Source organism: Stenotrophomonas indicatrix, assembly GCA_041545745.1.
Lineage (GTDB): Bacteria > Pseudomonadota > Gammaproteobacteria > Xanthomonadales > Xanthomonadaceae > Stenotrophomonas > Stenotrophomonas indicatrix_A.
On sequence record CP168152.1, the window covers coordinates 1,975,222 to 1,999,311 of the forward strand.

General features: G+C 67.4%; 22 protein-coding genes. 21 read left to right on the plus strand and 1 reads right to left on the minus strand.

Features of this window, described 5'->3' with window-relative positions:
• The first annotated feature begins 65 nt into the window (after positions 1–65).
• Genes thrA through thrC form a run of 3 tightly spaced genes read left to right on the plus strand, consistent with a single transcriptional unit; the run spans position 66 to position 4,800 of the window.
• Positions 66–2,570, plus strand: coding sequence for a bifunctional aspartate kinase/homoserine dehydrogenase I (gene thrA / locus ACEF39_RS09190; RefSeq protein WP_500287718.1), 2,505 nt, complete (start codon positions 66–68; stop codon positions 2,568–2,570).
• Positions 2,567–3,481 (plus strand): homoserine kinase, encoded by a 915-nt coding sequence (locus tag ACEF39_RS09195; protein ID WP_500287719.1) that lies wholly within the window; start codon positions 2,567–2,569, stop codon positions 3,479–3,481. Before thrA ends, ACEF39_RS09195 begins: the two co-directional genes overlap by 4 nt.
• 29 nt (positions 3,482–3,510) lie before the next feature.
• The gene (gene thrC, locus ACEF39_RS09200) at positions 3,511–4,800 is read left to right on the plus strand and encodes a threonine synthase (RefSeq protein WP_500287720.1); all 1,290 of its coding nucleotides are present in this window, start codon (positions 3,511–3,513) and stop codon (positions 4,798–4,800) included.
• Between the two features lie 102 nt (positions 4,801–4,902).
• On the opposite strand, the gene ACEF39_RS09205 is transcribed toward thrC, so the two are convergent.
• On the minus strand, positions 4,903–5,655 hold the full coding sequence (locus tag ACEF39_RS09205; protein WP_500287721.1) for a Crp/Fnr family transcriptional regulator: 753 nt from the start codon (positions 5,653–5,655) through the stop codon (positions 4,903–4,905).
• 139 nt (positions 5,656–5,794) lie between these two features.
• Between ACEF39_RS09205 and hisS the strand changes: the two genes are divergently transcribed.
• From hisS to ACEF39_RS09295, 18 genes are all read left to right on the plus strand, one after another.
• Entirely contained in the window at positions 5,795–7,192 is a 1,398-nt protein-coding gene (hisS, locus tag ACEF39_RS09210) for a histidine--tRNA ligase (RefSeq protein ID WP_500287722.1), read from the plus strand.
• A 23-nt stretch (positions 7,193–7,215) separates the two neighbouring features.
• Positions 7,216–7,485, plus strand: coding sequence for a hypothetical protein (locus ACEF39_RS09215; protein ID WP_500287723.1), 270 nt, complete (start codon positions 7,216–7,218; stop codon positions 7,483–7,485).
• Between the two features lie 194 nt (positions 7,486–7,679).
• Positions 7,680–7,988 carry a YerC/YecD family TrpR-related protein gene (locus ACEF39_RS09220; protein ID WP_025874839.1) on the plus strand — a complete coding sequence of 103 codons (309 nt, stop codon included), beginning with the start codon at positions 7,680–7,682 and terminating at the stop codon, positions 7,986–7,988.
• Between the two features lie 33 nt (positions 7,989–8,021).
• Positions 8,022–8,933: an ATP phosphoribosyltransferase gene (gene hisG, locus ACEF39_RS09225; protein WP_500287724.1), complete on the plus strand. Its 912-nt coding sequence runs from the start codon at positions 8,022–8,024 to the stop codon at positions 8,931–8,933.
• A complete protein-coding gene (hisD, locus tag ACEF39_RS09230; RefSeq protein ID WP_500287725.1) occupies positions 8,930–10,225 on the plus strand; it encodes a histidinol dehydrogenase in 1,296 nt (431 codons plus the stop codon). The genes hisG and hisD overlap by 4 nt, the downstream gene beginning before the upstream one ends.
• Positions 10,222–11,316: a histidinol-phosphate transaminase gene (gene hisC / locus ACEF39_RS09235; RefSeq protein ID WP_500287726.1), complete on the plus strand. Its 1,095-nt coding sequence runs from the start codon at positions 10,222–10,224 to the stop codon at positions 11,314–11,316. Before hisD ends, hisC begins: the two co-directional genes overlap by 4 nt.
• Positions 11,313–12,386, plus strand: a complete 1,074-nt coding sequence (hisB, locus tag ACEF39_RS09240; RefSeq protein ID WP_500287727.1) for a bifunctional histidinol-phosphatase/imidazoleglycerol-phosphate dehydratase HisB — start codon at positions 11,313–11,315, stop codon at positions 12,384–12,386. Before hisC ends, hisB begins: the two co-directional genes overlap by 4 nt.
• Entirely contained in the window at positions 12,383–12,985 is a 603-nt protein-coding gene (hisH, locus tag ACEF39_RS09245) for an imidazole glycerol phosphate synthase subunit HisH (protein WP_500287728.1), read from the plus strand. The genes hisB and hisH overlap by 4 nt, the downstream gene beginning before the upstream one ends.
• The gene (gene hisA, locus ACEF39_RS09250; RefSeq protein WP_500287729.1) at positions 12,982–13,716 is read left to right on the plus strand and encodes a 1-(5-phosphoribosyl)-5-[(5-phosphoribosylamino)methylideneamino]imidazole-4-carboxamide isomerase; all 735 of its coding nucleotides are present in this window, start codon (positions 12,982–12,984) and stop codon (positions 13,714–13,716) included. Before hisH ends, hisA begins: the two co-directional genes overlap by 4 nt.
• Entirely contained in the window at positions 13,710–14,486 is a 777-nt protein-coding gene (gene hisF, locus ACEF39_RS09255) for an imidazole glycerol phosphate synthase subunit HisF (RefSeq protein WP_500287730.1), read from the plus strand. The genes hisA and hisF overlap by 7 nt, the downstream gene beginning before the upstream one ends.
• Positions 14,476–15,096: a bifunctional phosphoribosyl-AMP cyclohydrolase/phosphoribosyl-ATP diphosphatase HisIE gene (gene hisIE, locus ACEF39_RS09260; protein ID WP_500287731.1), complete on the plus strand. Its 621-nt coding sequence runs from the start codon at positions 14,476–14,478 to the stop codon at positions 15,094–15,096. Before hisF ends, hisIE begins: the two co-directional genes overlap by 11 nt.
• Positions 15,097–15,161: 65 nt before the next feature.
• Positions 15,162–16,751: a calcineurin-like phosphoesterase C-terminal domain-containing protein gene (locus ACEF39_RS09265; protein WP_500287732.1), complete on the plus strand. Its 1,590-nt coding sequence runs from the start codon at positions 15,162–15,164 to the stop codon at positions 16,749–16,751.
• A gap of 48 nt (positions 16,752–16,799) precedes the next feature.
• A complete protein-coding gene (locus ACEF39_RS09270) occupies positions 16,800–17,084 on the plus strand; it encodes a hypothetical protein (protein ID WP_025874818.1) in 285 nt (94 codons plus the stop codon).
• Positions 17,085–17,169: 85 nt separating this feature from the next.
• Positions 17,170–18,192, plus strand: a complete 1,023-nt coding sequence (locus tag ACEF39_RS09275) for a glucokinase (protein WP_500287733.1) — start codon at positions 17,170–17,172, stop codon at positions 18,190–18,192.
• Positions 18,193–18,244: 52 nt separating this feature from the next.
• Positions 18,245–19,243, plus strand: a complete 999-nt coding sequence (locus tag ACEF39_RS09280) for a glycosylasparaginase (RefSeq protein ID WP_500287734.1) — start codon at positions 18,245–18,247, stop codon at positions 19,241–19,243.
• Positions 19,240–19,971 (plus strand): copper homeostasis protein CutC, encoded by a 732-nt coding sequence (locus ACEF39_RS09285; protein ID WP_500287735.1) that lies wholly within the window; start codon positions 19,240–19,242, stop codon positions 19,969–19,971. The genes ACEF39_RS09280 and ACEF39_RS09285 overlap by 4 nt, the downstream gene beginning before the upstream one ends.
• A gap of 288 nt (positions 19,972–20,259) precedes the next feature.
• Positions 20,260–20,727 (plus strand): hypothetical protein, encoded by a 468-nt coding sequence (locus ACEF39_RS09290; protein WP_500287736.1) that lies wholly within the window; start codon positions 20,260–20,262, stop codon positions 20,725–20,727.
• A gap of 278 nt (positions 20,728–21,005) precedes the next feature.
• Positions 21,006–23,963 (plus strand): TonB-dependent receptor plug domain-containing protein, encoded by a 2,958-nt coding sequence (locus tag ACEF39_RS09295; RefSeq protein ID WP_500287737.1) that lies wholly within the window; start codon positions 21,006–21,008, stop codon positions 23,961–23,963.
• Positions 23,964–24,090 lie beyond the last annotated feature (127 nt).

Below are 24,090 nucleotides of genomic sequence, written 5' to 3' on the forward strand. Positions count from 1 at the left end.
GCACCATCCAGGTGACGGGGAAACTCGACCACCTGCATGCGACGGGGCCTCCAACCGAGGTCTGCATGTCTTCCACCGTTCCCGCCCATTCCCCCGCTGCGTCCGCGCTGGCCGCGCCGTCCACTGTCGTGCACAAGTTCGGCGGTACCTCGGTGGCCGACGCAGAGCGCTATCGCCATGTTGCCGGCCTGCTGCTGGCCCGCCCCGAGTCGTTGCAGGTCAGTGTGGTCTCGGCCATGAAGGGCGTTACCGATGCGCTGATCGAACTGGCGCACCTGGCAGCCCAGGGCGATGCCGGCTGGCAGGAAGCCTGGCATGCACTGCGCGCGCGCCATCGCGGTGCCGCGGTAGCGCTGTTGGGTGAGCAGGTGGGCGACACCGTGGACTGGATCGACGCGCGCTTCGATCAGCTGGCCGAGGTGCTGGCTGCTCTGGCGGTGATCGGTGAACTGCCGCGCGAAGTGCTCGACCGAGTGCAGGGCCTGGGCGAAGTGTTCTCCGCGCAGTTGCTCGGCACCCATTTGCGCGCGCTGGGTGAGGACTGCGCGGTGCTGGATGCACGCGATGTGCTGGTGGTCGGCCACGGCGAACTGGGCGTGGATGTCGACTGGGATGCCAGTGCTGGCCGCCTTGCCGCGTGGCGGCTGCAGCACCCGCAGCTGCGCGTGGTCGCTACCGGGTTCGTCGCCCGTGACCGCCAGGATCGCGTCACCACGCTGGGCCGCAACGGCAGCGACTATTCCGGTGCGATCTTCGCCGCGCTGTTCAATGCCGATGAGTTGCATATCTGGACCGACGTCGACGGCGTGCTGTCGGCCGACCCGCGGCTGGTGCCGGAGGCTGTGCAGCTGCACGCGCTGAGCTACGACGAGGCCTGCGAACTGGCGTACTTCGGGGCCAAGGTGGTGCATCCGCAGACCATGTCCCCGGCAATCCGGCTGGGTCTGCCGATCTTCATCCGCAATACGTTCCACCCCGGCCATCCGGGTACCCGCATCAGTGCCGAGCGCTCGCCACGTGGTCCGGTAAAGGGGCTGACGCTGAGTGAGGATCTGGCCCTGCTGAATCTGGAAGGCACCGGTCTGATCGGCGTGCCGGGTACCGCCGAACGCGTGTTCGCCGCGCTGCGTCAGGCGCTGGTCTCGGTAGTGATGATCTCGCAGGGATCTTCCGAACATTCGATCTGCTGCGTTGTCCGTGCAGGTGAAGCGGCGCGTGGTCGCGATGCCGTGGTGCAGGCGTTCTCGCACGAGCTGGCTGCCGGCCAGGTGCAGCGCGTGCAGGTCAGCGAGGGGGTCAGCGTACTGGCCGCCGTCGGCGATGGCATGGCGGGCCAGCCTGGCGTGGCTGCACGGCTGTTCGAATCGCTGGGTCGCGCGCAGGTGAACATCCTGGCGATTGCGCAGGGGTCGTCCGAGCGCAACATCTCGGTGGCGGTGGCAAGCGCCGATGCCACCCGTGCGCTGCGTGCCGCGCATGCGGGGTTCTGGCTGTCGCCACAGACGTTCGCGGTGGGTGTGATCGGTCCGGGCAATGTCGGCGCCGCGCTGCTGGACCAGTTGCTGGCAGCGCGCCCGCAGCTGCTGGCCAAGGCCAACATCGATCTGCGCCTGCGCGCGCTTGCGTCACGCTCGCGCATGCGCCTGGAGGCCGATGGGCTGCATGAAGACTGGCGCCAGGCGTTGCAGGACGCCGGCCAGGCCAGCGATCTGGACCACTTCACCGAACACCTGCTGGCCGCACATCTGCCGCATGCGGTGGTGATCGACTGCAGTGGCAGCGCCGAGGTTGCCGAGCGCTATGAAGGCTGGCTGGCGGCAGGCATCCATGTAGTGACCCCGAACAAGCAGGCCGGTGCCGGGCCGCTCGCACGCTACCAGCGCATCCGCGCGGCGGCCGCCGCCAGTGGCGCGCGCTTCCGCTACGAGGCCACGGTGGGTGCTGGCCTGCCGGTGATCACCACGCTGCGTGACCTGGTGGATACCGGTGACGAAGTGCTGGCGATCGAAGGTATTTTCTCCGGCACGCTGGCCTGGCTGTTCAATCGTTTTGATGGCAGCCAGCCGTTTTCGGCGTTGGTCGCGCAGGCGCGTTCGATGGGCTACACCGAGCCGGATCCGCGCGATGACCTGTCCGGTGTGGATGTCGCGCGAAAGCTGGTGATCCTCGCCCGCGAGGCCGGACACGCGCTGAGCCTGGAGCAGGTGCAGGTCGAGAGCCTGGTGCCAGCGCCGTTGCGCGAGGGAAGCGTGGATGACTTCATGGCCCGCCTGGGCGCATCCGATGAGGCGCTGCTGGCGCGGTTGCACGAGGCCCGTGAGCGTGGTGCAGTGTTGCGCTACGTCGCGCGGCTGGGGCCGGACGGTGCCTCGGTTGGCCTGCAGGAGCTGCCGGCCGACCACGCGTTCGCCAACCTGCGGTTGACCGACAACGTGGTGCAGTTCCGTACGCGCCGCTACTGCGACAACCCGCTGGTGGTGCAGGGCCCGGGTGCGGGCCCGGAAGTCACCGCTGCCGGTGTGTTCGCTGATCTGCTGCGGGTGGCGGCCGGCGAAGGGGCGCGCTTGTGATCGCACGCGCCTTCGCGCCCGCGTCGGTGGCCAACGTGGCCGTGGGCTTCGACATCCTGGGCCACGCCATCGCCGGTATCGGCGATACGGTGAGCGTGCGCCGCATCGACGAACCACGGGTGCGCATCGACGCCATCCGCGGCAGTGCGGTGGAGCTGCCGCTGGAAGCCGCCGGCAACACCGCTGGCGCGGCGCTGATCGCGCTGCGGGCGGCGCTGGGGCTGGGCTTCGGCTTCGCCATCGAGATCGACAAGGGCATTCCCTTCGGCTCCGGCATGGGCGGATCGGCGGCCTCCTGCGTGGCCGCACTGGTGGCGGCCAATGCACTGTTGGACGTACCGCTGTCGCGTGAGGCGCTGTATCCGTTCGCAGTGGATGGCGAAGCGGTGGCCAGCGGTGGCCGCCATGGCGACAACGTCGGCCCGCTGCTGTTGGGAGGTGTGGCGTTGTGCACGGCCGATCGTCTGGTGCCGGTTCCGGTGCCGGCCAGCTGGCACAGCCTGCTGGTACATCCACATGCGGTGCTGGAAACCCGGCGTGCGCGGCAGGCGCTGCAGGGCAGCTATGCATTGGGCGAATTCGTTGCGCAGAGCGCCAACCTGGCGCTGGTATTGAGTGGATGCCATCGCAGCGATGCATCGCTGGTGCGCGCCGGCCTGCGTGACGTGCTGGTCGAACCGCGGCGGGCGGGCCTGATCGTTGGCTTCGGTGCGGCGCGTGATGCCGCACTGGCTGCAGGCGCGATGGGCGCAGGCATTTCCGGCGCCGGGCCCAGTGTATTTGCCTGGTTCGAAGATGCAGACCAGGCGCGCGCGGCAGCGCAGCCGGTGCGTGCGGCCTTCGCCGCTGCCGGCTTCAACAGTGATGCCTGGATCTCGCCGTTGGATGCACCCGGAGCCCGCCTGTGCTGAACTTTTCCTCCCTACCGGATATCGATCCCATGCAATTCGTTTCGACCCGTGGCCAGTCGCCGGCTGTTGGACTCAGTGCGGCCATCGCCGCCGGTCTCGCGCCCGATGGCGGGCTGTACGTTCCGCAGGCGCTGCCGGCGCCGCGCACGCTGCAGGCCGGTGCGACCCTGGCCGACACCGCCGCTGACCTGCTGGCGCCTTTCTTCGACGGGGATGCGCTGGCCGATGCCTTGCCATCGATCTGCCGTGAGGCCTTCGATTTCCTCGTGCCATTGCGCGCGCTGCGCAACAGCAATGACTACGTGCTGGAGCTGTTCCATGGGCCGACAGCGGCGTTCAAGGACATCGGCGCGCGCTTCCTCGCCGGTGTGCTGTCGCGGCTGCAGGCCGGCAAGGGCCGCGATCTGACCATCGTCGTGGCCACTTCCGGTGACACTGGTGCGGCGGTGGCGGCGGCCTTCCATCGGCAGCCCGGTGTACGCGTGGTGGTGCTGTATCCCGATGGGCGGGTGTCGCCGCGACAGGCGCATCAGCTCGGCTGCTTCGGCGACAACATCCAGGCGCTGCGGGTGGCCGGTTCGTTCGATGATTGCCAGGCGATGGTGAAGCAGGCGCTGGCCGACCGTGATCTGCAGGCGCAGGTGCCGCTGAGCTCAGCCAACAGCATCAGCCTGGGTCGGCTGCTGCCGCAGATGAGCTATTACGCGCATGCGGCGCTGACCCATCACGCGCAGCATCAACGGCGCTTGAACCTGGTGGTGCCCACCGGAAATCTCGGCAACGCGATGGCGGCGGTGTTGGTACGCGCGCTGGGCGTGCCGATCGGGCAGATCGTGCTGGCGACCAATGCCAATGCGGTGCTGCCACGCTACTTCGGTGGAGATCAGTACCGGCCGGCGGCCAGCATTGCGACCGTGGCCAACGCCATGGATGTCGGCGCGCCCAGCAATTTCGAGCGGCTGCGCTGGCTGTACCAGGGCGACGATGCCGAATTGCGCGCAGCGTTCCGCGCCTTCGCAGTGGATGACGTGACCATTCGCGCGACCATCGCCAGCGCCCATGCCAGCGACGGTGAACTGTTCTGCCCACACACGGCCACGGCGGTGAAGGTGCTGCAGGATCTGCGCGTGGGTGGCGCCAAGGGCGACTGGGCGGTGGTTGCTACCGCGCACCCGGCCAAGTTCGAGGCGGTGGTGGAACCGTTGATCGGCGAAGCCGTGGCGGTGCCGCCGGCATTGGACGCGCTGCTGCAGCGTCCAGCGCATGCCGAGCCGTTGGCGGCTGATTACGCAGGGTTGCGCGAGGTGTTGTTGCGTTGATTGGAAATCTCTGCGGTTGCCGGGCGCTGGCCGGCATCGGCAGACGTCTGGGTCATGGGTAGTGCCGGCCGCTGGCCGGCAACCCCAGCAACGTCAGGGCGCTCAGCCCTGCACTTCACCGGCCAGCGTGCGCAGGCCATCCTCGTCGAGGATCTCAACCACGTTCAGATGGGGCAGGGCGATCAACCCCTGCTGGCGCAGCTTGGTGAAGGTACGGCTGACCGTCTCCATGGTCAGGCCCAGATGATCGGCAATGTCGCCGCGGCCCATCGGCAGCGAAACGCGCAGGCCATCTCCGCCCAGCTTGGCCTCGCGCGCGGCCAGGCGAAGCAGGAAATCAGCAAGTTTTTCCGCCGGTTGCAGGCGTGCCAGCGCCAAGGCGGCATCCTGCGCGGCATCCAGCTCCTGGCAGGCGCGCTGCAGCAGCTTGCGCTCGAGGTGCGGATAGCGGGCGCGCAGGCCCTTCATCTGCGGCAGGGCGACGCGGCACACGCGGCTGTCGGCGATGGCCTCGATGTCGTAGCGATGGTGGTCGCTGCCGCTCAGGCCCAGGTAATCACCAGGCAGCACGAAGCCATTGATCTGCCGGCGGCCATCGGCAAGCGTGCGCACCAGTCGCAGCGCACCGCCGGTCAATGTATAGACATGCTGGCGCTCTTCGCCGCTGCGGGCGAGGGTGCTGCCCATCGTCACCTGCTGCGACACGGTCACCTGTTCCAGCGCCTGCACCTCATCGGGCGACAGCGCAGAGCACACCGCCAGGTGGCGTACCGAGCAGTGCAGGCAGTCCAGCGTGGCGCAGGACGGCGCGGCGGGGTCGTTGGTGGCGGGCGGAGCGCCGGAAGGCCGGGACATGTTGCGTGGGCGTATCGCGGGCGGGGGAGGGCTTTATGATACTTCAAGCGGCCGTTGGACCCCTTATCTGCGGCTGAGCGATGCGGGGCGCTAGAATGTCGCCCCCTCCCACGTCCCCGATTCCGCAGGAGCTCCGCCCGTGATCAAGCCCCGTACCCCGCCCGGCACCCTTGAACTGCTGCCGCGCGAGCAGATTGCGTTCCAGCGCATGCTGGACGTCATCCGCCGCAACTACGAGCGCTTCGGGTTCCTGCCGGTGGAGACGCCGGTGTTCGAGCTGTCCGATGTGCTGCTGACCAAGTCCGGCGGCGAGACCGAGCGCCAGGTGTATTTCGTGCAGTCCACCGGCGCGCTGGCCAACGCCGCCGAATCCGGCGACCGTTCGCTGCCGGAGATGGCACTGCGCTTCGACCTGACCGTGCCGCTGGCGCGGTACGTGGCCGAGCACGAACACGAGCTGACCTTCCCGTTCCGCCGCTACCAGATGCAGCGCGTCTACCGCGGTGAGCGTGCGCAGCGCGGCCGCTTCCGCGAGTTCTACCAGTGCGACATCGACGTGATCGGCAAGGACAGCCTGAGCGTGCGTTACGACGCCGAAGTGCTGGCGGTCATCCACGCGGTGTTTGCCGAACTGCGCATCGGTGACTTCAGCATCCAGTTGAACAACCGCAAGCTGCTGCGCGGCTTCTTCGAAAGCCTCGGCGTGGCCGAGGGCGAGCGCCAGCTGGCGGTACTGCGCGAAGTGGACAAGCTGGACAAGCGTGGCCCTGACTACGTGCGCGAGACGCTGGTGGGCGAGGGCTTCGGTATTCCGGCCAAACAGGTCGAGAAGATCCTGGCCTTCGTCGCCGTGCGTTCGCAGGGTCATGCCGATGCGCTGGCGCAGCTGGCAGCACTGGAAGCCGGTGCCGGTTCGTCGGAGATCCTGCGTGCCGGCGTGGCCGAGCTTCGCGAAGTGCTGCAGCTGGTGCAGGCGCTGGGCGTGCCGGAAAGCGCGTACTGCCTGAACTTCTCCATTGCACGTGGCCTGGATTACTACACCGGCACGGTGTACGAGACCACGCTGACCGACCACCCGCAGATCGGTTCGATCTGTTCCGGTGGCCGTTATGAAGACCTGGCCAGCCACTACAGCAAATCCAAGCTGCCGGGTGTGGGCATTTCCATCGGCCTGTCGCGCCTGTTCTGGCAGCTGCGCGAAGCCGGCCTGATCGAGGGCATCGAGGCCAGCAGCGTGCAGGCGCTGGTAGCGCTGATGGACGAGCAGGGCATGCCGCAGTCGCTGGACATTGCCCGCCGCCTGCGCGCCGGTGGCATCAACACCGAAGTGCAGATGGAGCCGAAGAAGATCGGCAAGCAGTTCCAGTACGCGGCCAAGGCGGGTATCCGTTTCGTGGTGCTGGCTGGCGAAGACGAACTGGCGCGCGGCGTGGTGGCGGTGAAGGACTTGCTGCGCGAGCAGCAGTTCGAGATCTCGCGCGACGAACTGGCCAGCACGCTGCAGGTGGAGCTGGAGCAGTCGCGGGTCATGGCGTGAAGCCTGCCGCCGCAGGGGCGCTGATGCTGCTCCTGCTGGCGGGCTGCCAGAGCGATCCGGCGCTGCGCAGCACCCGGATCGGCCCGGCGCACTACCAGCTGGTGGTTGATCGCTGCCATGTGATCGACCGGGCGCAGCTGGAGCGGGATCTGCAGGCCCTGGCCGCGCGTGCGTGCCCGGGCCGGGCAGGAGCGCTGCAGAACCTGCAGTCCCATCCCAGCCGGCAGGGCAGCCTGTTCGGTGAATGCCTGCGGCGCGGCGCGCTGCAGGCGGAGGTCCGCTGTCCGCCCTGATCGGGGTCACGTACATCGCAGCATCCGAACGCCCACCGCCCGGTGGGCGTTTTCGTTTCCGCCGCTCGGTTCCGGGGTCAGATCCGTTTCCCCTGGGAAAACGGATCTGACCCCATGGCCTCTCGGTTTGACGCGCCGCGCAAGAATGCGCTAATGTACTAACACGCTATTACATTGATGCAAGAGTCCTGCCCGTGAAAGCCCGCCCCGACATCGCCGCCAAAGACCCGCAAGCCGATCTGGACGCCCTGGCCCAGGCCTTTGCTGCCCTGCGCGAGCCGGAACAGGTGGTCGCGTTCCTGCGTGACCTGTGCACGCCGGCCGAACTGGAAGCCATGGCCGACCGCTGGAAGGTGGTGCCGCTGCTGCAGCAGGGCGTGCCGTACCGCGAGATCCACGAGCGCACCGGCGTCAGCGTGACTACCACCGGACGGGTGGCACGCACGCTCGAGCATGGCCATCGAGGCTATGCCGCCGCCGTCGACCGCCTTGCTTCGCGCTGATCCGCGCCCGTTCCGAACTTCGAGACCTCCCCCATGAGTGCAACCCAGGCAGCGCCGGCGCGAGACCGGCTGCGTATCGCCATCCAGAAGAGTGGCCGGCTGGCCGAGCCCGCCCGCAACCTGCTCAGCGCCTGTGGCCTGAGCTGGCGCGAGAGTCGCGACAAGCTGTTCTGCTATGGCGAATCGTTGCCGGTGGACCTGTTGCTGGTGCGCGACGACGACATCCCCGGCCTGATTGCCGATGGCGTCTGCGACCTGGGCATCGTCGGCCGCAACGAACTGGACGAACAGGCCGCCGCGCGTCGCCAGATCGGCCTGGCCGACGCCTACCAGGCATTGCGTGGGCTGGGCTTCGGTCAGTGCCGGTTGATGCTGGCGGTGCCGGAAGAGTGGCAATGGCAGGGGCCGGCACAACTGACCGGTACCCGCATCGCCACCAGCTACCCGGCCATCCTCAAGCAGTGGCTGGCCGCGCAGGGCGTGGATGCGCAGGTGGTGGAGCTGTCCGGCTCGGTGGAGATCGCGCCGCGCCTGGGCACCGCCGACCTGATCTGTGACCTGGTCTCCAGCGGCGCCACCCTGCGTGCCAACCAGCTCACCCCGGTGCACAACCTGCTCGACAGCGAAGCCGTGCTGGCCGGTGCGGTACGCGTTCCCGATGATGCGCGCGGCGCACTGCGCAGCATGCTGCTGCGCCGCTTGGACGGTGTGGTGCAGCGACAGGACCGCAAGCTGCTGATGTTCCGCGCCAGCGAGGACCGCGTCGACGCGCTGGCGCAACTGCTGGCCGATGCCGAACCGTTGGTGCGTTTGCCTGCCGATGGCGGTGCGTTGCGCCTGCAGACCATGTGCCCCGGTCCGTTGACCTGGCAGCGCATGGAAGAACTGGAGCGCGCCGGCGCCCAGGGCCTGATGGTATTGAGCGTGGAGCGGTCGCTGGCATGAATCGTCTGATCTGGTCGCAACTTGATGAGGCCGCACGCAGCGCGGCGCTGACCCGCCCGGTGCAGGCCGTGGCGCAGCAGACCCGTGATGCGGTGGCCGCGCTGATCGCGCAGGTACGTGCACAGGGCGATGCCGCGTTGCGCGCGATCACCGCGCGCTTCGATGGCGTGGACCTGCAGGATTTCGAAGTTTCCGACAGCGAGTTCGCTGCCGCGGAAGCCGCCGTGCCGGCCGCGCTGCGCCAGGCCATGGTCGAGGCGGCCGAGCGCATCACCCGCTTCCACAAGGCGGGGATGGGCCAGGGCTATGCAGTGGAAACCGCGCCGGGTGTGGTCTGCGAGCGCATGCTGCGGCCGATCGGCCGGGTTGGCCTGTACGTACCGGCCGGCAGTGCGCCGTTGCCGTCCACCGCGCTGATGCTGGGCGTGCCTGCGCAGTTGGCCGCTTGCCCGCAGGTAGTGCTGTGCACGCCGCCGCGTGCCGACGGTACGGCCGATCCTGCAGTGCTGGTGGCCGCGCGCCTGACCGGCGTGCAACGTGTGTTCAAGCTGGGTGGTGCGCAGGCGATCGCGGCGATGGCGTACGGCACCGGGAGCATTCCGGCGAGCGACAAGCTGTTCGGGCCCGGCAACAGTTTCGTCACCGAGGCCAAGCAGCAGGTGGCACAGGACGGTGCCGCCGCCATCGACATGCCGGCCGGTCCTTCGGAAGTGCTGGTGATCGCCGATGCCGGTGCCAACCCTGCATTCGTAGCCGCCGATCTGCTGTCGCAGGCTGAGCACGGCCCGGATTCACAGGTACTGCTGCTGACCGATGACGCGGCGATCCTGGCCGCCGTCGAGGCCGAAGTTGAACGCCAGGTGGCATTGCTGCCGCGGCAGGACATCGCCCGCCAAGCGCTGTCGGCATCGCAGTTGATCCAGGTGGAATCGCTGGCCGATGCTTTTGCGATCAGCAACCGCTACGCCCCCGAACACCTGATCCTGGCCCTGCGCGAACCGCGCGCGTGGCTGGACCAGGTGCAGGCGGCCGGATCGGTGTTCCTCGGCGACTACACGCCGGAAGCACTGGGTGACTACTGCAGCGGCACCAACCACGTGCTGCCCACCGCCGGTGCCGCGCGCGCCTACAGCGGCGTCAGCGTGGCCAGCTTCCAGAACCTGATCAGCGTACAGAGCGCGACCGCCGCTGGCCTGGCCGCGATCGGTGGGTGCGCGCGCACCATCGCCAGCGCCGAAGGGCTGGATGCACACGAACGTGCCGTCGCCCTGCGCATGGAGGTGGCCGCATGAGCGCGGACATCGATGGCGTGCTGGCCCTGGTACGGCCGGACCTGCAGGCCTTCGCCGGCTACAGTTCGGCGCGCAGCAGCGCTGTGCAGGGTGAAGTATGGTTGAACGCGAACGAATCGGCGTGGGCCAATCCGGCCGACGCCACCGGTGGCAGCCGCCGCTACCCGGAGCCGCAACCGGCTGCGCTGCGTGAAGCGCTGGCGTCGCTGTACGGCGTGCAGCCGCAACAGCTGCTGGTAGGCCGTGGCAGCGACGAAGCGATCGATCTGCTGGCGCGCGCCATGTGCGTACCAGGCCGCGATGGCGTGCTGGTGACGCCGCCGGTATTCGGCATGTACGCGGTCTGCGCACGCCTGCAGGGTGCGCCGTTGATTGAAGTGCCGTTGATCGACGATGGTGATGGCCTGCGCACGGATCTGGATGCGGTGATTGCCGCTGCGAAGGGGCAGGGCGCCAAGCTGGTGTTCCTGTGCGCGCCGTCCAATCCCGCCGGCAGTGATATCCCGCTGGCGGAGATCGAACGCGTGGCTGCTGCCCTGCGTGGGCAGGCGCTGGTGGTGGTGGATGAGGCCTATGTCGAGTACGCGCGGCGCGCTTCGGCGACCACGTTGCTTGCCGCGCACGCCAACCTGGCGGTGCTGCGCACGTTGTCCAAGGCGCACGCTCTGGCCGCCGCGCGTATCGGCACCTTGATCGCCGCGCCGGAGCTGATTGCCGTGTTGCGCCGCTGCCAGGCGCCGTACCCGGTGCCGACGCCGTGCGCCGAGCTGGCCGTGCAGGCACTGCAGCCGGCCGCGCTTGCGCGCACCGCTGAGCGGGTAGCCACGGTCATCACCGAGCGCCAGCGCCTGTACCACGCCCTGCAAGGCCTGCCTGGCATCGACCGGATATACGCTTCGTCCGGCAACTACCTGCTGGTCCGCTTTGCCGATGCCCAGGCCGCGTTCGACGCGCTGCTCGTTGCTGGCGTGGTGGTGCGCGATCAGCGCGCTGCGCCGCTATTGGGCGATGCACTGCGCATCAGCATCGGCAGCCCCGAGGAGAACGACCGCGTGCTTGCCGCCCTGTCCACACGGAGGGCCGTGGCATGACGCCCATTCTGTTCATCGACCGCGACGGCACCCTGATCGAGGAACCGGCGGATTTCCAGATCGATGCCTACGAGAAGCTGCGTTTCGTACCTCAGGTAATCCCGGCACTGCTGAAGCTGCGCGATGCCGGCTACCAGTTCGTGATCGTCACCAACCAGGATGGCCTGGGTAGCGAAGGCTATCCGCGCGCCAGCTTCGATGGCCCGAACGACCTGATGCTGCAGATCTTCGAAAGCCAGGGCATCGTCTTCCGTGACGTGCTGGTCGACTGCAGCTGGCCGCACGACAACGCGCCGACGCGCAAGCCGGGCATCGGCCTGATGACGGCCTACCTGCAGGACCGCAGCGTCGACTGGGCGCGCTCGGGCATGGTGGGCGACCGCATCACCGACCTGCAGTTCGCCGACAACCTCAACATCCGTGGCTTCCAGCTGCGCACCGAGCAGTTCGGCGGCGAGTGGGACTGGCCGGCCATCGCCCACGCACTGGCCGATGCACCGCGTACGGCAGTGGTCCAGCGCAATACCAAGGAGACGAAGATCCGCGTCGAACTGGATCTGGACCGTGCCGGCGATGCGGACATCCACACCGGCCTGCCGTTCTTCGACCACATGCTGGAACAGATCGGCAAGCACGGCGGTTTCGCCCTGGACATCCGCGCCGAGGGCGACCTGCACATCGACGAACACCACACCATCGAAGACACCGGACTTGCGCTGGGCCAGGCCCTGCGCGAGGCGCTGGGCGACAAGCGCGGCATCGGCCGTTACGGCTTCACCCTGCCGATGGATGAAGCCCTGGCCAGTGCTGCGCTGGATTTCAGCGGCCGTCCGTATTTCGTATTCGAAGGCGAGTTCAAGCGCGAGCGCGTGGGCGACATGCCGACCGAGCTGGTCCCGCACTTCTTCCGTTCGCTGTGCGATGCCAGCGGCCTGAACCTCAACCTGCAGGTGTGTGGCGACAACGACCACCACAAGGTCGAAGCCTGCTTCAAGGCATTGGCACGTGCGTTGCGGCCGGCGCTTGCGCGGCAGGGCACCGCGTTGCCAACCACCAAGGGGGCGCTGTGAGCGAGGTCGTGCTGATCGATGCCGGCGGTGCCAACCTGGGGTCGGTGCGCTACGCATTGGAACGGCTCGGTGCGACGGTGAAGCTGGTTCGCGATGCCGAAGGCCTGGCCGGCGCGCAACGGGTGATCCTGCCCGGCGTCGGCGCGGCCGGCCCCGGCATGCAGCGCCTGCATGCGCAGGGCCTGGTCGAGCCGTTGCGCCAGCTGCAGGTGCCGCTGATGGGCATCTGCCTGGGCATGCAGCTGTTGTTCGATCGTTCCGAAGAGGCCGGCGTGAATACGCTTGGGTTGATCCCCGGGGTGGTGCGCAAGCTGGTGCCGGCCTGTGGCATCCGTGTGCCGCACATGGGCTGGAACCGGCTGCTGCCGTTGCGCCCGTCGCTGCTGCTGCAGGGGGTGCCCGAGCGCGCCAGTGCGTATTTCGTACACAGCTACGCCGCGCCGCTGAACAGCCATACCGTCGCCGCCTGTGATCACGGCGGCCTGTTCACCGCCGTGGTCGAGCAGGGCCGCTACTTCGGCGCCCAGTTCCATCCCGAGCGGTCCGGAGATACTGGTTCGCTGATGCTGCGCAATTTCCTCGAGGGCACCGCTGCATGAGTTTCACCGTCTATCCCGCGCTGGATATCCGTGATGGCCGCGTGGTGCGGCTGCGCCAGGGCGACTACGCGCAGGAAACCCACTATGGCGACGATCCGTTGCCGCGTGCGCAGGCGTTCGCAGTGCAGGGCGCGCAGTGGATGCATCTGGTCGACCTGGATGCCGCACGTGCCGGTGGCTACACGTTGGCGCCGCTGTTGGCCGCGATCCGTGCGCAGACTCCGCTGCAGGTGCAGACCGGTGGCGGCGTGCGTGGCCGTGACGATGTGGCACGCATCCTCGATGCTGGTGCCAGCCGCGTGGTGATCGGGTCATTGGCGGTGCGCGAACCCGAGCAGGTGATCGGCTGGTTGGGCGAGTTCGGCCCGGAGCGGCTGACCATCGCCCTCGATGCACGGCAGGACGCGCAGGGGCAGTGGCAGCTGCCGGTACACGGCTGGACCGAGAACGCGGGGGTGACCCTGGATGCGCTGGCCGAACGCTACGCGCAGGCGGGTATGCGCCACCTGCTGTGCACCGACATCGCCCGCGACGGCATGCTGGCCGGCCCCAACATCAGCCTGTACCAGCACCTCGCAACGTTGCTGCCGGGCGTGGCCATCCAGGCGTCAGGTGGTATCCGCGATGTGGCCGACGTGGCTGCGGCACAGGCCGCCGGTTGTGGTGGTGCGATTCTCGGCAAAGCGCTGCTGGAACAGCGCATGGACCTTGCGGAGGCGCTGGCATGCTGAGCCGCCGCATCATTCCGTGCCTGGACGTGCGCGATGGCCGTGTGGTCAAGGGTGTGCGTTTCCGCGATCACGTCGACATGGGGGACATCGCCGAGCTGGCGCAGCGCTATCGCGACCAGGGTGCAGACGAGCTGGTGTTCTATGACATCGGCGCCAGCCCGGAGGCACGGTCGGTGGACGTGGCCTGGATCGAACGCATCGCGCGCCTGATCGATATCCCGTTCTGCGTAGCCGGTGGCATCGACAGCGTGGAGACCGCGCGTCGCGTGCTGTTCGCCGGTGCGGACAAGATTTCGATCAACTCACCCGCGCTGGGCCGCCCGGAACTGATCACCGAACTAGCCGAAGAGTTCGGCGTGCAGTGCGTGGTGGTCGGTGTCGACTCGGTACGTGAGGACGACGGCCAGTGGCGCGTACGCCGTTTCAGCGGCGACCCGGACAAAACCCTGGCGGTGCCGCTGCGCACGCTGGACTGGATCGTCGACGCGCAGCGCCGGGGTGCCGGCGAGATCGTGCTGAACTGCATGGACAGCGATGGCGTGCGCCGCGGCTATGACGTTGAGCAGTTGCGCCAGGCGCGTGCGCTGTGCCACGTGCCCCTCATCGCATCGGGCGGTGCGGGTACGATGGAGCACTTCGCCCAGGCCTTTGACCAGGCCGACGTTGACGGTGCGTTGGCGGCCAGCGTGTTCCACAGTGGCGCCATCGCCATTGCCGACTTGAAGCGCTACCTGCGCGAGCAGCAGATCGAGGTACGAGATGTCTATTGACGTGCGGCCGTCGCCGCAGGCGCTGGAAACGCTGGAATGGGGCAAGGGTGATGGGCTGTTGCCGGCCGTGGTGCAGGATGCCGACACCCTGCAGGTGCTGATGCTGGGCTATGTCAGCGCCGAGTCGCTGGCAGCGACGCTGGCCATCGGCCACATGACCTTCTTCAGCCGCAGCAAGCAGCGTCTTTGGACCAAGGGCGAGCAGTCCGGCAATGTGCTGGCGGTGCAGTCGATCAGCGTCGATTGCGATGCCGATACGCTGCTGGTGCTGGCACGCCCGGCAGGCCCGACCTGCCACACCGGGGCCGAAAGCTGCTTCGACGGTGCGCCGAAGGACTTCCTCGGTGGCCTGGACCAGCTGGTCGCGGTACGTGAGGCGCTTCGCCCTTCCGGCAGCTATACGACGTCGCTGTTCGAGGGCGGCATCCGCCGCATCGCGCAGAAGGTGGGCGAGGAAGGCGTGGAGACGGCGCTGGCCGGGGTGGCACAGGACGATGAGGCCTTGCTGGGTGAGGCGTCGGACCTGCTGTACCACCTGCTGGTGCTGCTGCGCGCGCGCGGGCTGTCGCTGGAAGATGCCCGCGACGTGCTGGAAAAGCGCCATCGTTGACCGAGGTGTGCGGACCAACGGTCCGCACCTACAATATGGCGTCTTCTTTTTCCCGGACCGCCCCCATGAAACTGCCTGCCGCCTGGCTGTGCTGCCTGTTGCTGACCTCGCCGGCCTGGGCCGCGGACACCGTGGTCAGCGGCAAGGTCTATCTGGAGCGTGACGGCAAGCCAGGCCGCGGTGCGACTGATCCGGGTCTGGCCGGCGTGCAGGTGTCCAATGGCGAAACCATCGTCAAGACCGCTGCCGACGGCAGCTACAGCCTGCCGGTGCGTGACGGCCAGACGGTCTTCGTCATCAAGCCCGATGCCTATTCCTTCCCGAAGGCCGCCGACGGCCTGCCGTCGTTCTGGCGGCACTACCGGCCGAACGGTTCCCCTGCGCTGAAGTACGGCGGCATCGCGGCCACCAGTGACGTCGCCCGCAACTGGGACTTCGCGCTGCAGAACGACCGGCATGACAGCCGCCGCGGCTTCCAGATGCTGGTGTTCACCGATTCGCAGACCGCCAGCCTGCAGGACATCGGCTACTACCAGCAGTCGATCGTGGCGCCGCTGGTGGGTCAGACCAAGGCGCGCCTGGGTACCACGCTCGGTGACATCGTCAACGACGACCTGACCCTGTACCCGGCGATCAACAAGGTCACCACCGAACTCGGCGTGCCGTGGTTCCACGTGCCCGGCAACCACGATCTGGACTTCGACGCGGCCAATGACGCGCATTCGCTGGACAGCTGGCGCAACATCTACGGCCCCGATACCTATGCGGTGGAAGAGGGCGGCGCCAGCTTCGTGTTCCTCGACGACGTGGTCTACGACCCCAATGCCAAGCCCAGGTATGTTGGTGGCCTGCGCGAGGATCAGTTCGCTTTCCTTGCTGCCTATCTGAAGGGCCTGCACAAGGACCGCCTGCTGGTGCTGGGCATGCACATTCCGCTGTTCGATGCGGCACCGGGTCGCGAGACCTTCCGCCATGCCGACCGTCAGCGCCTGTTCGACCTGCTGAAGGACTTCCGCAACGTGCTGGTGCTCAGTGGCCACAGCCACACCCAGCAGCATGTCTACCACGGCAAGGCTGACGGCTGGCAGGGTGCCAGGCCGTTGCACGAGTACAACGTCGGCGCCAACTGCGGTGCGTTCTGGTCGGGCGTGAAGAATGCCGCCGGCGTGCCGGACAGCACCATGAGCGATGGCACGCCGAAGGGCTATGCGCTGCTGGACGTGGCCGGCAACGGCAGCTATCGCCTGCAGTACCGGGTGGCCGGTGCGGCCGCCAGCGAGCAGATCGGCCTGCATGCGCCGAAGGTGCTGCGCAAGGGCGCGTATCCGGCGTGGGGTATCTATGCCAACGTCTACATGGGCGAGGATGCCAGCGTGGTCGAGTACCGCGTCGATGGCGGCGCCTGGCAGCCGATGAAGCAGGTCAGCCAGCCTGATCCGCGGCTGATGGTGGAGAACGTCGCCGACGATCTCGCCGCCACGTTGCGCGGCTACGACCGTTCGCCGGAAGCCACCGCTTCGCCGCACCTGTGGCGTGGTGCGTTGCCGACCGATCTGGCCGTGGGCAGCCACAAGGTCGAGGTGCGTTCCACCCAGCCGGATGGTGCGGTGTTCACCGCCAGCACCAGCTACAGCCTGCAGACCGCGCAGCCCTGAGCGCGGGCCGGGTCTCCGTCACGCACTTCCATTACGAAAGGACGCAGCATGGATATCCGTTTCATGGCCGGCACCACGCCGGTCACCCTCAGCCGCCACTGGTTCACCGGCGCGATGATGCTGCAGAGCGCCAGCGAGAAGGTCTGGGTGCAGCATCCGCTGCATCCGGGCACGCACTTCTCGTTCTCGCTGGTACAGTCGTGGCAGCGCCACATCGCCGGCCATGAAGTGCTGGTTGAGCGGACCCGGCCGCTGCTGTTCGCCGGGTTCCGTCCGCAGCGCCTGCGGGTGCTGGTGGATGGTGTCCAGGTGGCCGAGCAGGAAGGCATGTGACCCCGGGTGCCAGTGTCGCCGCGCTAGGCAAAGGCCGGCCGATGCCTGAGAATCGGGACGATTCAATCGATCCAAGCAGGCCAGCGTGAACGTTGCAGCAGTGTCCCCGGTTCCACCCGAACCCACCCGCAGCGGCGTTCCCCGCAGCCTGGTGGTCGCCGATGTCGGTGGCACCTTCGCCCGCTTGGCGCTGGCTGAGACCGTGCCGGGGCAGGCGCCGCGGCTGGGCAGCTACCGTACCTACGCCTGTGCCGACCACCCCAGCCTGGCGGCGATCCTGGCCGATTTCACCGCCAGCCTTGGCCAGCCGATGGCCAGTGCGGTGGTCGCCATCGCCGGCCTGCTCGACGGCGATAGCCTGATCAATGCCAATCTGCCGTGGACGGTGTCGCTGTCGGCGACGCGCCGCGAGTCGGGCCTGCCCGACCTGCAGCTGATCAATGATTTCGAAGCAGTGGCGCTGGCCATTCCCTACCTGCAGGCCGACACGCTGGTGCCGCTGAATGGCGATGCCGATCCGGCCAAGACCTTCCCGGCGCTGGTGCTGGGGCCGGGCACCGGCCTGGGCGCGGCGTTGCGCTTCGCCGATGGCGAGCGCCCGGTGCTGGCCAGCGAGATCGGCCACGCTGCGTTGGGCGCCGGCAATGCGCTGGAACTGCATGTGCTGGGCCAGCTGCTGCAGCGCTGGTCGCATGTGGACAACGAACGTGTGCTGTCCGGCAGCGGCCTGATGAACCTGTATCCCTGCCTGTGCGAACTGCGTGGCGTGGCTCCGCAATGGACCAGCACCGAAGCGCTGATCGCGGCTGCGCGGCAAGGCGACGACGCGCTGGCGGTGGAAACCCTGCAGGTGTTCTGCGCCTGGCTGGGCAGCCTGGCTGGTGACGCGGCGATCGCCGTGGGCGCGCGCTCGGTGTACCTGGCCGGCGGCATTTCCACCCATGTGCAGGACTTCCTTGCCGACGGGCGTTTCCGTGAGCGCTTCCTCAACAAGGGAGTGCTGACCGACGTGCTGCGCCAGGTGCCGGTGTGGCGGGTCGAACATGGCCAGCTGGGTGTGCTTGGTGCAGCGGCCTGGCACGCAGCGCGGACCCCCGCGCACGATTGATCGGCGCTGCCGGCATCGAGCCGGCGGGCGCAGCATGCAGACGGAGGCGAAGATGGTGGATCGCAGGCAGTTTTTGCAGGTCGGTGCACTGGCCGCAGGCGTGGCAGCGTTGCCGGTGGTGAAGGCACGTACGCACGGTGGCGCCAAGGTGGTCTCGACCTGGGACTTCGGCGTGCCGGCCAACCAGGCCGCGTGGAAGGTACTGGCGCAGGGCGGCAGTGCGCTGGATGCGGTGGAAGCCGGTGCACGCTGGGCCGAAAGCGAGCTGTGCAATCCCACCGTCGGCCATTGTGGCAACCCGGACCGCGACGGCGTGCTGAGCCTGGACGCCAGCATCATGGATGGTGACGGCCGCTGTGGCGCGGTCGCTGCGCTGGTCGACATCCTGCATCCGGTGTCGGTGGCCCGCAGGGTGATGGAGAACAGCCCGCATGTGCTGCTGGTGGGCGAGGGCGCCCAGCAGTTTGCCGTGCAGCAGGGCTTCCAGCGCCAGCACCTGCTGACGCCGAAGGCCGAAGCGGCCTGGCGTGAGTGGCTGAAGACCGAAAAGTACGCGCCGCAGATCAATGCCGAGCGCCGCGGACTTCCCGGCAACAGCGACAACCACGACACCATCGGCATGCTGGCACTGGACGCCAAGGGCAACCTGGCCGGTGCCTGCACCACCAGCGGCATGGCCTGGAAACTGCACGGCCGGGTCGGCGACAGCCCGATCATCGGCGCAGGTCTGTACGTGGACAACGAAGTGGGCGCGGCCACCGCCTCGGGTGTGGGCGAAGAAATGATCCGCAACGCGGCCTCGTTCCTGGTGGTCGAGCTGATGCGCCAGGGCCGTTCGCCGGCACAGGCCTGCCGCGAAGCGATCGACCGCGTGGTGCGCAAGCGCCCCGAGGCGAGCCGCACGCTGCAGGTCTGTTTCCTGGCGATGAACAAGCACGGCGAGGTCGGTGCCTATGCACTGCATCGCGGCTTCGTCTACGCGGTGTGCGATGCGCAGCGCCAGGACGACCTGCGCGACTCACCGTCGATCTATACGAGCACGCAGGCGTGAGCGCACGCCTGACGCTGGAGATCGCCAGCAATTCGGTGGCTTCGGCGTTGGCCGCGCAGGCCGGTGGTGCTGATCGCATCGAGCTGTTCGACAACCTTGCCGAAGGCGGTACCACGCCGTCGTTTGCCAGCATCGCCATCGCCCGCGAGCGGTTGCAGATTCCGTTATTCGTGCTGGTGCGGCCGCGTCCGGGGGATTTTCACTACGACGCGTTGGAAACCGAACTGATGCTGCGCGACATCGCCCAGTGCCGCGCGCTGGGCTGCGATGGCGTGGTGATCGGTGCGCTGGATGTGCAGGGCGGCATCGACCTGCCGCTGTGCCGCGAACTGTTGCGCGCCGCCGGCCCGCTGCAGGTGACCTTCCATCGTGCGTTCGATGCCGTGTGCGATCTGCCTGCGGCACTGGAACAGGTGATCGGGCTGGGCTGCCAGCGGGTGCTGACCTCTGGCGGCCAAGCCAGCGCTGAGGCCGGTGCCGAGGTACTGGCCGCGCTGGTCGCACAGGCGGCCGGCCGCATCAGCGTCATGGCCGGCGCAGGGCTGGGCCCGGGCAATATCGCCGCCGTCGCGCGGAAGACCGGCTGTCTCGAACTGCATGCCTCGGCCAAAGGGCAGCGACGCTCGGCCATGCAGTTCCAGAACCCGGCCCTGCGCGGGCTGGACCCGGACTGGAGCCAGACCGCGACCGCCACCGTGGCCGCACTGCGGCAGGCGCTGGACGGCTGAGAGCCGCCGAGGTCGGATCCCTTCGCAGAAGGGCTCCGACCCCATTACCGAACGCGCACCCTTTGCCGAAAAGTGACGTTTCTGACATGCGCGGATGGACAGCCCGTCCGCCAAACAGCGGAAAGCAGAGGCATCCGTGTTTCCGAATGGACGAGCAAGTCAGGATTGTCGACAGTGGGGTCCAACTCCCTGTGGCAACGATCCTCCTTCCGCATGCCTCGACTGCTCTTGCTACTTCTCTGTCTGCTGCCAACCGCCGTAATAGCTGCAGATGAAGGACAGCCACCAGTGTTGATCTGGAAGGCGGCCGGTCCGGAGGGAAACAGCATCGACGCCGTGCTGAGTGGGGTGACGCTGGCACCCTCTGCTACAGGGGCGTTCGTCGACACTCGCGTACATATGCTTGGAAACAAACGCTTTCGGGCGCTGTATCAGGTGTTCGATTCAAACGCCTCCAATCCGACGGGCCGCTGTGGCGCGGGGCGCGAGATCCATTTGTCCGTTTACGAATTGACCCGGCCGAAGCCCATCGAACGCGGCAGTGCAGTCATCAGCAGCTGCCTGGAGACCGTCTCCCTCGCCAGTCAGAACTCGGGAAGCCCCGGCAGTGAATCCGATTTTTCTTCCGTGACCTGGCAGGACGACGGGTTCACCATCGAATGGTGGGGTATCGGACCCGGAGGCAACGCATCAAGCCACTACGTCCTCCGCGATGGCTGGTTTGTTCCAGATCCACCGGACCTTGGAAATCGTTGAAGGCGGACAAAACCGTTCCGCGCGCGTTTGTCGCAATCGTGTCATCGCTTCGTGCGTCGTTCTCTCAGCGATGTTTCGCAAACATATGATTTTCTTGGATACCGAGAACCGATAGCGACATGTCGCAGTGCGTTGCTGCGTCGCCGCATGCCGGGTGTGGTTCAGCTGTGCTTTAGTTTGGATCGATCCACAGGGGAGGGTGATCGAATCGAGATGGATCGATTCAACGCCCGGGATCGCCATCCGACCGCGCGTCCACCATCCAAGAGCAACCACCCATGGCTCAGTCCGTCCGCAACCGCCGTCATCTGCTGTCCCACGCCCTCGCCCTGGCCCTGCTGCCGTTCGCCGCTGGTGCACAGGAAGCGGCCCCGTCGCCGACCAAGGATCTTGATGCGGTCACCGTCACCGGCTCGCGCATCAAGCGCGCTGGCGTCGAGGGCCCGGCCCCGGTCAACGTGATCAGCGCCGCACAGATCCAGAAGGAAGGGTTCGTCACCGTCTACGACGCATTGAAAACCCTGACCGAGGCGACCGGCACCGTCGAAGCGGCGTCGCAGTGGGGCTCGCACACCCCCAATGCGAGCGGCCTGAACCTGCGCGGCATGGGGCCCAACCGCAGCCTGCTGCTGGTCAACGGCCGCCGTGTGGCCGACTATCCGCTGCCCTATGGCGGCGAGACCAATTTCTCCAACTACAGCAACATTCCTGCCGCTGCCGTGGAGCGCATCGAAGTGCTGACCGGCGGCGCGTCGGCGATCTATGGTTCGGACGCCATTGCCGGCGTGGTCAACGTCATCCTGAAGACCAACTACGACGGCGACGAAGTGCGCGTGCGCGGCGGCACCTCCACCGAAGGCGGGCGTGATACCTGGGATCTGTCCTGGGCGGGCGGCAAGACCGGCGACAACTGGAGCGTCACCTACGCCCTGCAGTACACCAAGCGCGATCCGTTGTTCGGCCGCGACCGGCCGCAGATGGACGACGCCGACGACGCGCTGTACCCGTCCTGGAACATGGAACAGCGCAAGGTCGGTTTCCGTCCCACCGCTGGCCTGGCGTTGATCGACCCCAGCAACGGCCAGCGCCTGGCGCCGCCCGACGGCACCTGCGAGAAATTCGCTGGCGAGTACTACACCGCCGACCGCCTGGTCTACAACTACAACGCCAATACGGTGAGCAACACCGGCCGCCTCTGCGGCATGAGCGCCGACTACGCCAACTGGCTGTTGACCGGAGGCTCGGAGAACCTGTCGGGCAACCTGTATGCCACCTTCGATTTCGGCAACGATCTGCAGGCCTGGAGCAACCTGGCGGTATACCGTTCCGAAGCGGTCTGGGGCACCAATCCGCCGAGCGTGTCGCTGATCGACGATGCCAACGGCTATTACTGGGATGCCAACCGCAATCGCCCGGTGCTCGGCGTGCGCCAGTTCACCCCGAACGAAGTCGGTGGCCTGGACACGCTGCGCAATACCAACCGCGAGTTGTCGTGGGATATCAGCGCGGGCCTGCGCGGGCGCCTGGCCGATCGCTTCGACTGGAGCGCCACGGTCGGCCGTTCCTACTACCGCGTCGAGGAGCGGCAGAACGTGGTCGACGAGCAGAAGTCGTACGACTTCTTCCTCGGCCCACGGCTGGGCACCACCGGCGATGGCGAGGCGATCTATGCCTTGAACGAGTCGCACTGGTGGAACCCGATCACCCCGGACCAGTACTGGCAGATGGGCACGGTGGCGAAAAACCGGGCGTCGTCCTACGTCAACCAGGCCTCGGCCGACATCACCGGTGAACTGTTCCAGGGCTGGGCCGGGCCGATCTCGTTCGCAGCGGTAGCCGAAGTGGCCAAGCAGGGCTATCACCTCAGCCCGGACCCGCGTGCCGGCATCGATTTCGACCTGCAGAACGTTGATCGTGGCGGCGGTGAGCGCACCCGCTATTCGGCCGGCGTCGAGTTCAAGATTCCGTTGGCCGACAGCCTGATCGCCACCGCAGCGGCACGCTACGACCGATACGGCAGCTACAAGGCCGACGGCGGCGGCGGGGCGCTGGATATCGGCAGCCAGAAGGAGACCACCTGGAACGCCGGCCTGGAATGGCGGCCGTTCGAGTCGCTGCTGGTGCGCGGCTCCTACGCGACCAGCTTCCATGCGCCGGACATGCACTACCTGCTGGGCCAGGCCAGCAGTTCCGAAGTGCTGACCTACGACCGCCTGCGCTGCATCGAGAGCGGGGCGTATCTGGTCAACAACTGCGGCGTGGGCAATACCGATGTCTGGTATGCGTTCGACGTGAACCGTCGGGGTACGCCGCTGCTGCGCTCGGAAACCGGCGATTCGTGGACGGTCGGCTTCGTCTGGGACGTGCTGCCGAACCTGTCGATGAGCGCTGACTACTGGGCGATCAAGCTGGAAGACATGATCGTCGACGTCGGTGCGGACGAGGTGCTGGCCAGCGAGGCCGGCTGCCTGACCGGCAAGAACATGGACGGTACGCCGTGGGCGAACCCGGCGGGTGACGCGTACTGCGCCGGCATCCTGGCCCGGGTGAACCGTGACAGCAGCGGCCGGCTGGTGTCGATCGAGCGCGGGCCGTTCAACCTGGCCAGCCGCGAAGTGCGCGGCATCGACCTGAGCGCGCGCTACCGGCTGGAGACCGCCGCATGGGGCAGCTTCCAGCTGGGGGTGAATTACACCAACCAGATCTCGACGAAGGAGCAGCGCTACGCCAACGACCCGAATCCGGAACGTCGCGATCGTGACCTGCGCAGCAAGCTGCGCGCCAGCCTGGCCTGGCAGGGCGGCAACTGGAATGCGAACGTGTATGCCGACCGCATCGGTTCGGTGCCGGGCGTGCGCTACCACTGGGGCACCGACCGCCTGGACAACCCCGGTGGCTGCCTGCCGTTCGCCGATGGTTACGTGCCCAGCGACAGCCCGTCGCTTAACTGCCTGGAGCCTGCCACGCGCCCGGATGGATCGGCCAATCCGAACCCGAATGCGGGGCAGCAAACGGCGCGCTATTACGGCCGGGTCGGACCGTTCATTACCTGGAACTTCAACGTCGGCTACCAGGTGACCGAGTTCATGAAGGTCAATCTGTACGTGAACAACGCTTTCAATGCGACCAGCTGGAACCACAAGGACCCGTACAAGGTCGACTACGATTTCGCCCCGACCCGCCTGCTGGGTGCGGTGGGACGCGAGTTCGCGCTGGAGTATGTGTTCACGTTCTGAGGGAAGGCGGCGCCGGGCGTGGCCCGGCGCCAGCCACGCATGGCGTGGCTCTACTGTGGCTTTGATGGAACATTGGCGGGGTGGGGTGGATTTGACCTTCCCACGATGGCAAGGTCTAGGCTGGTCA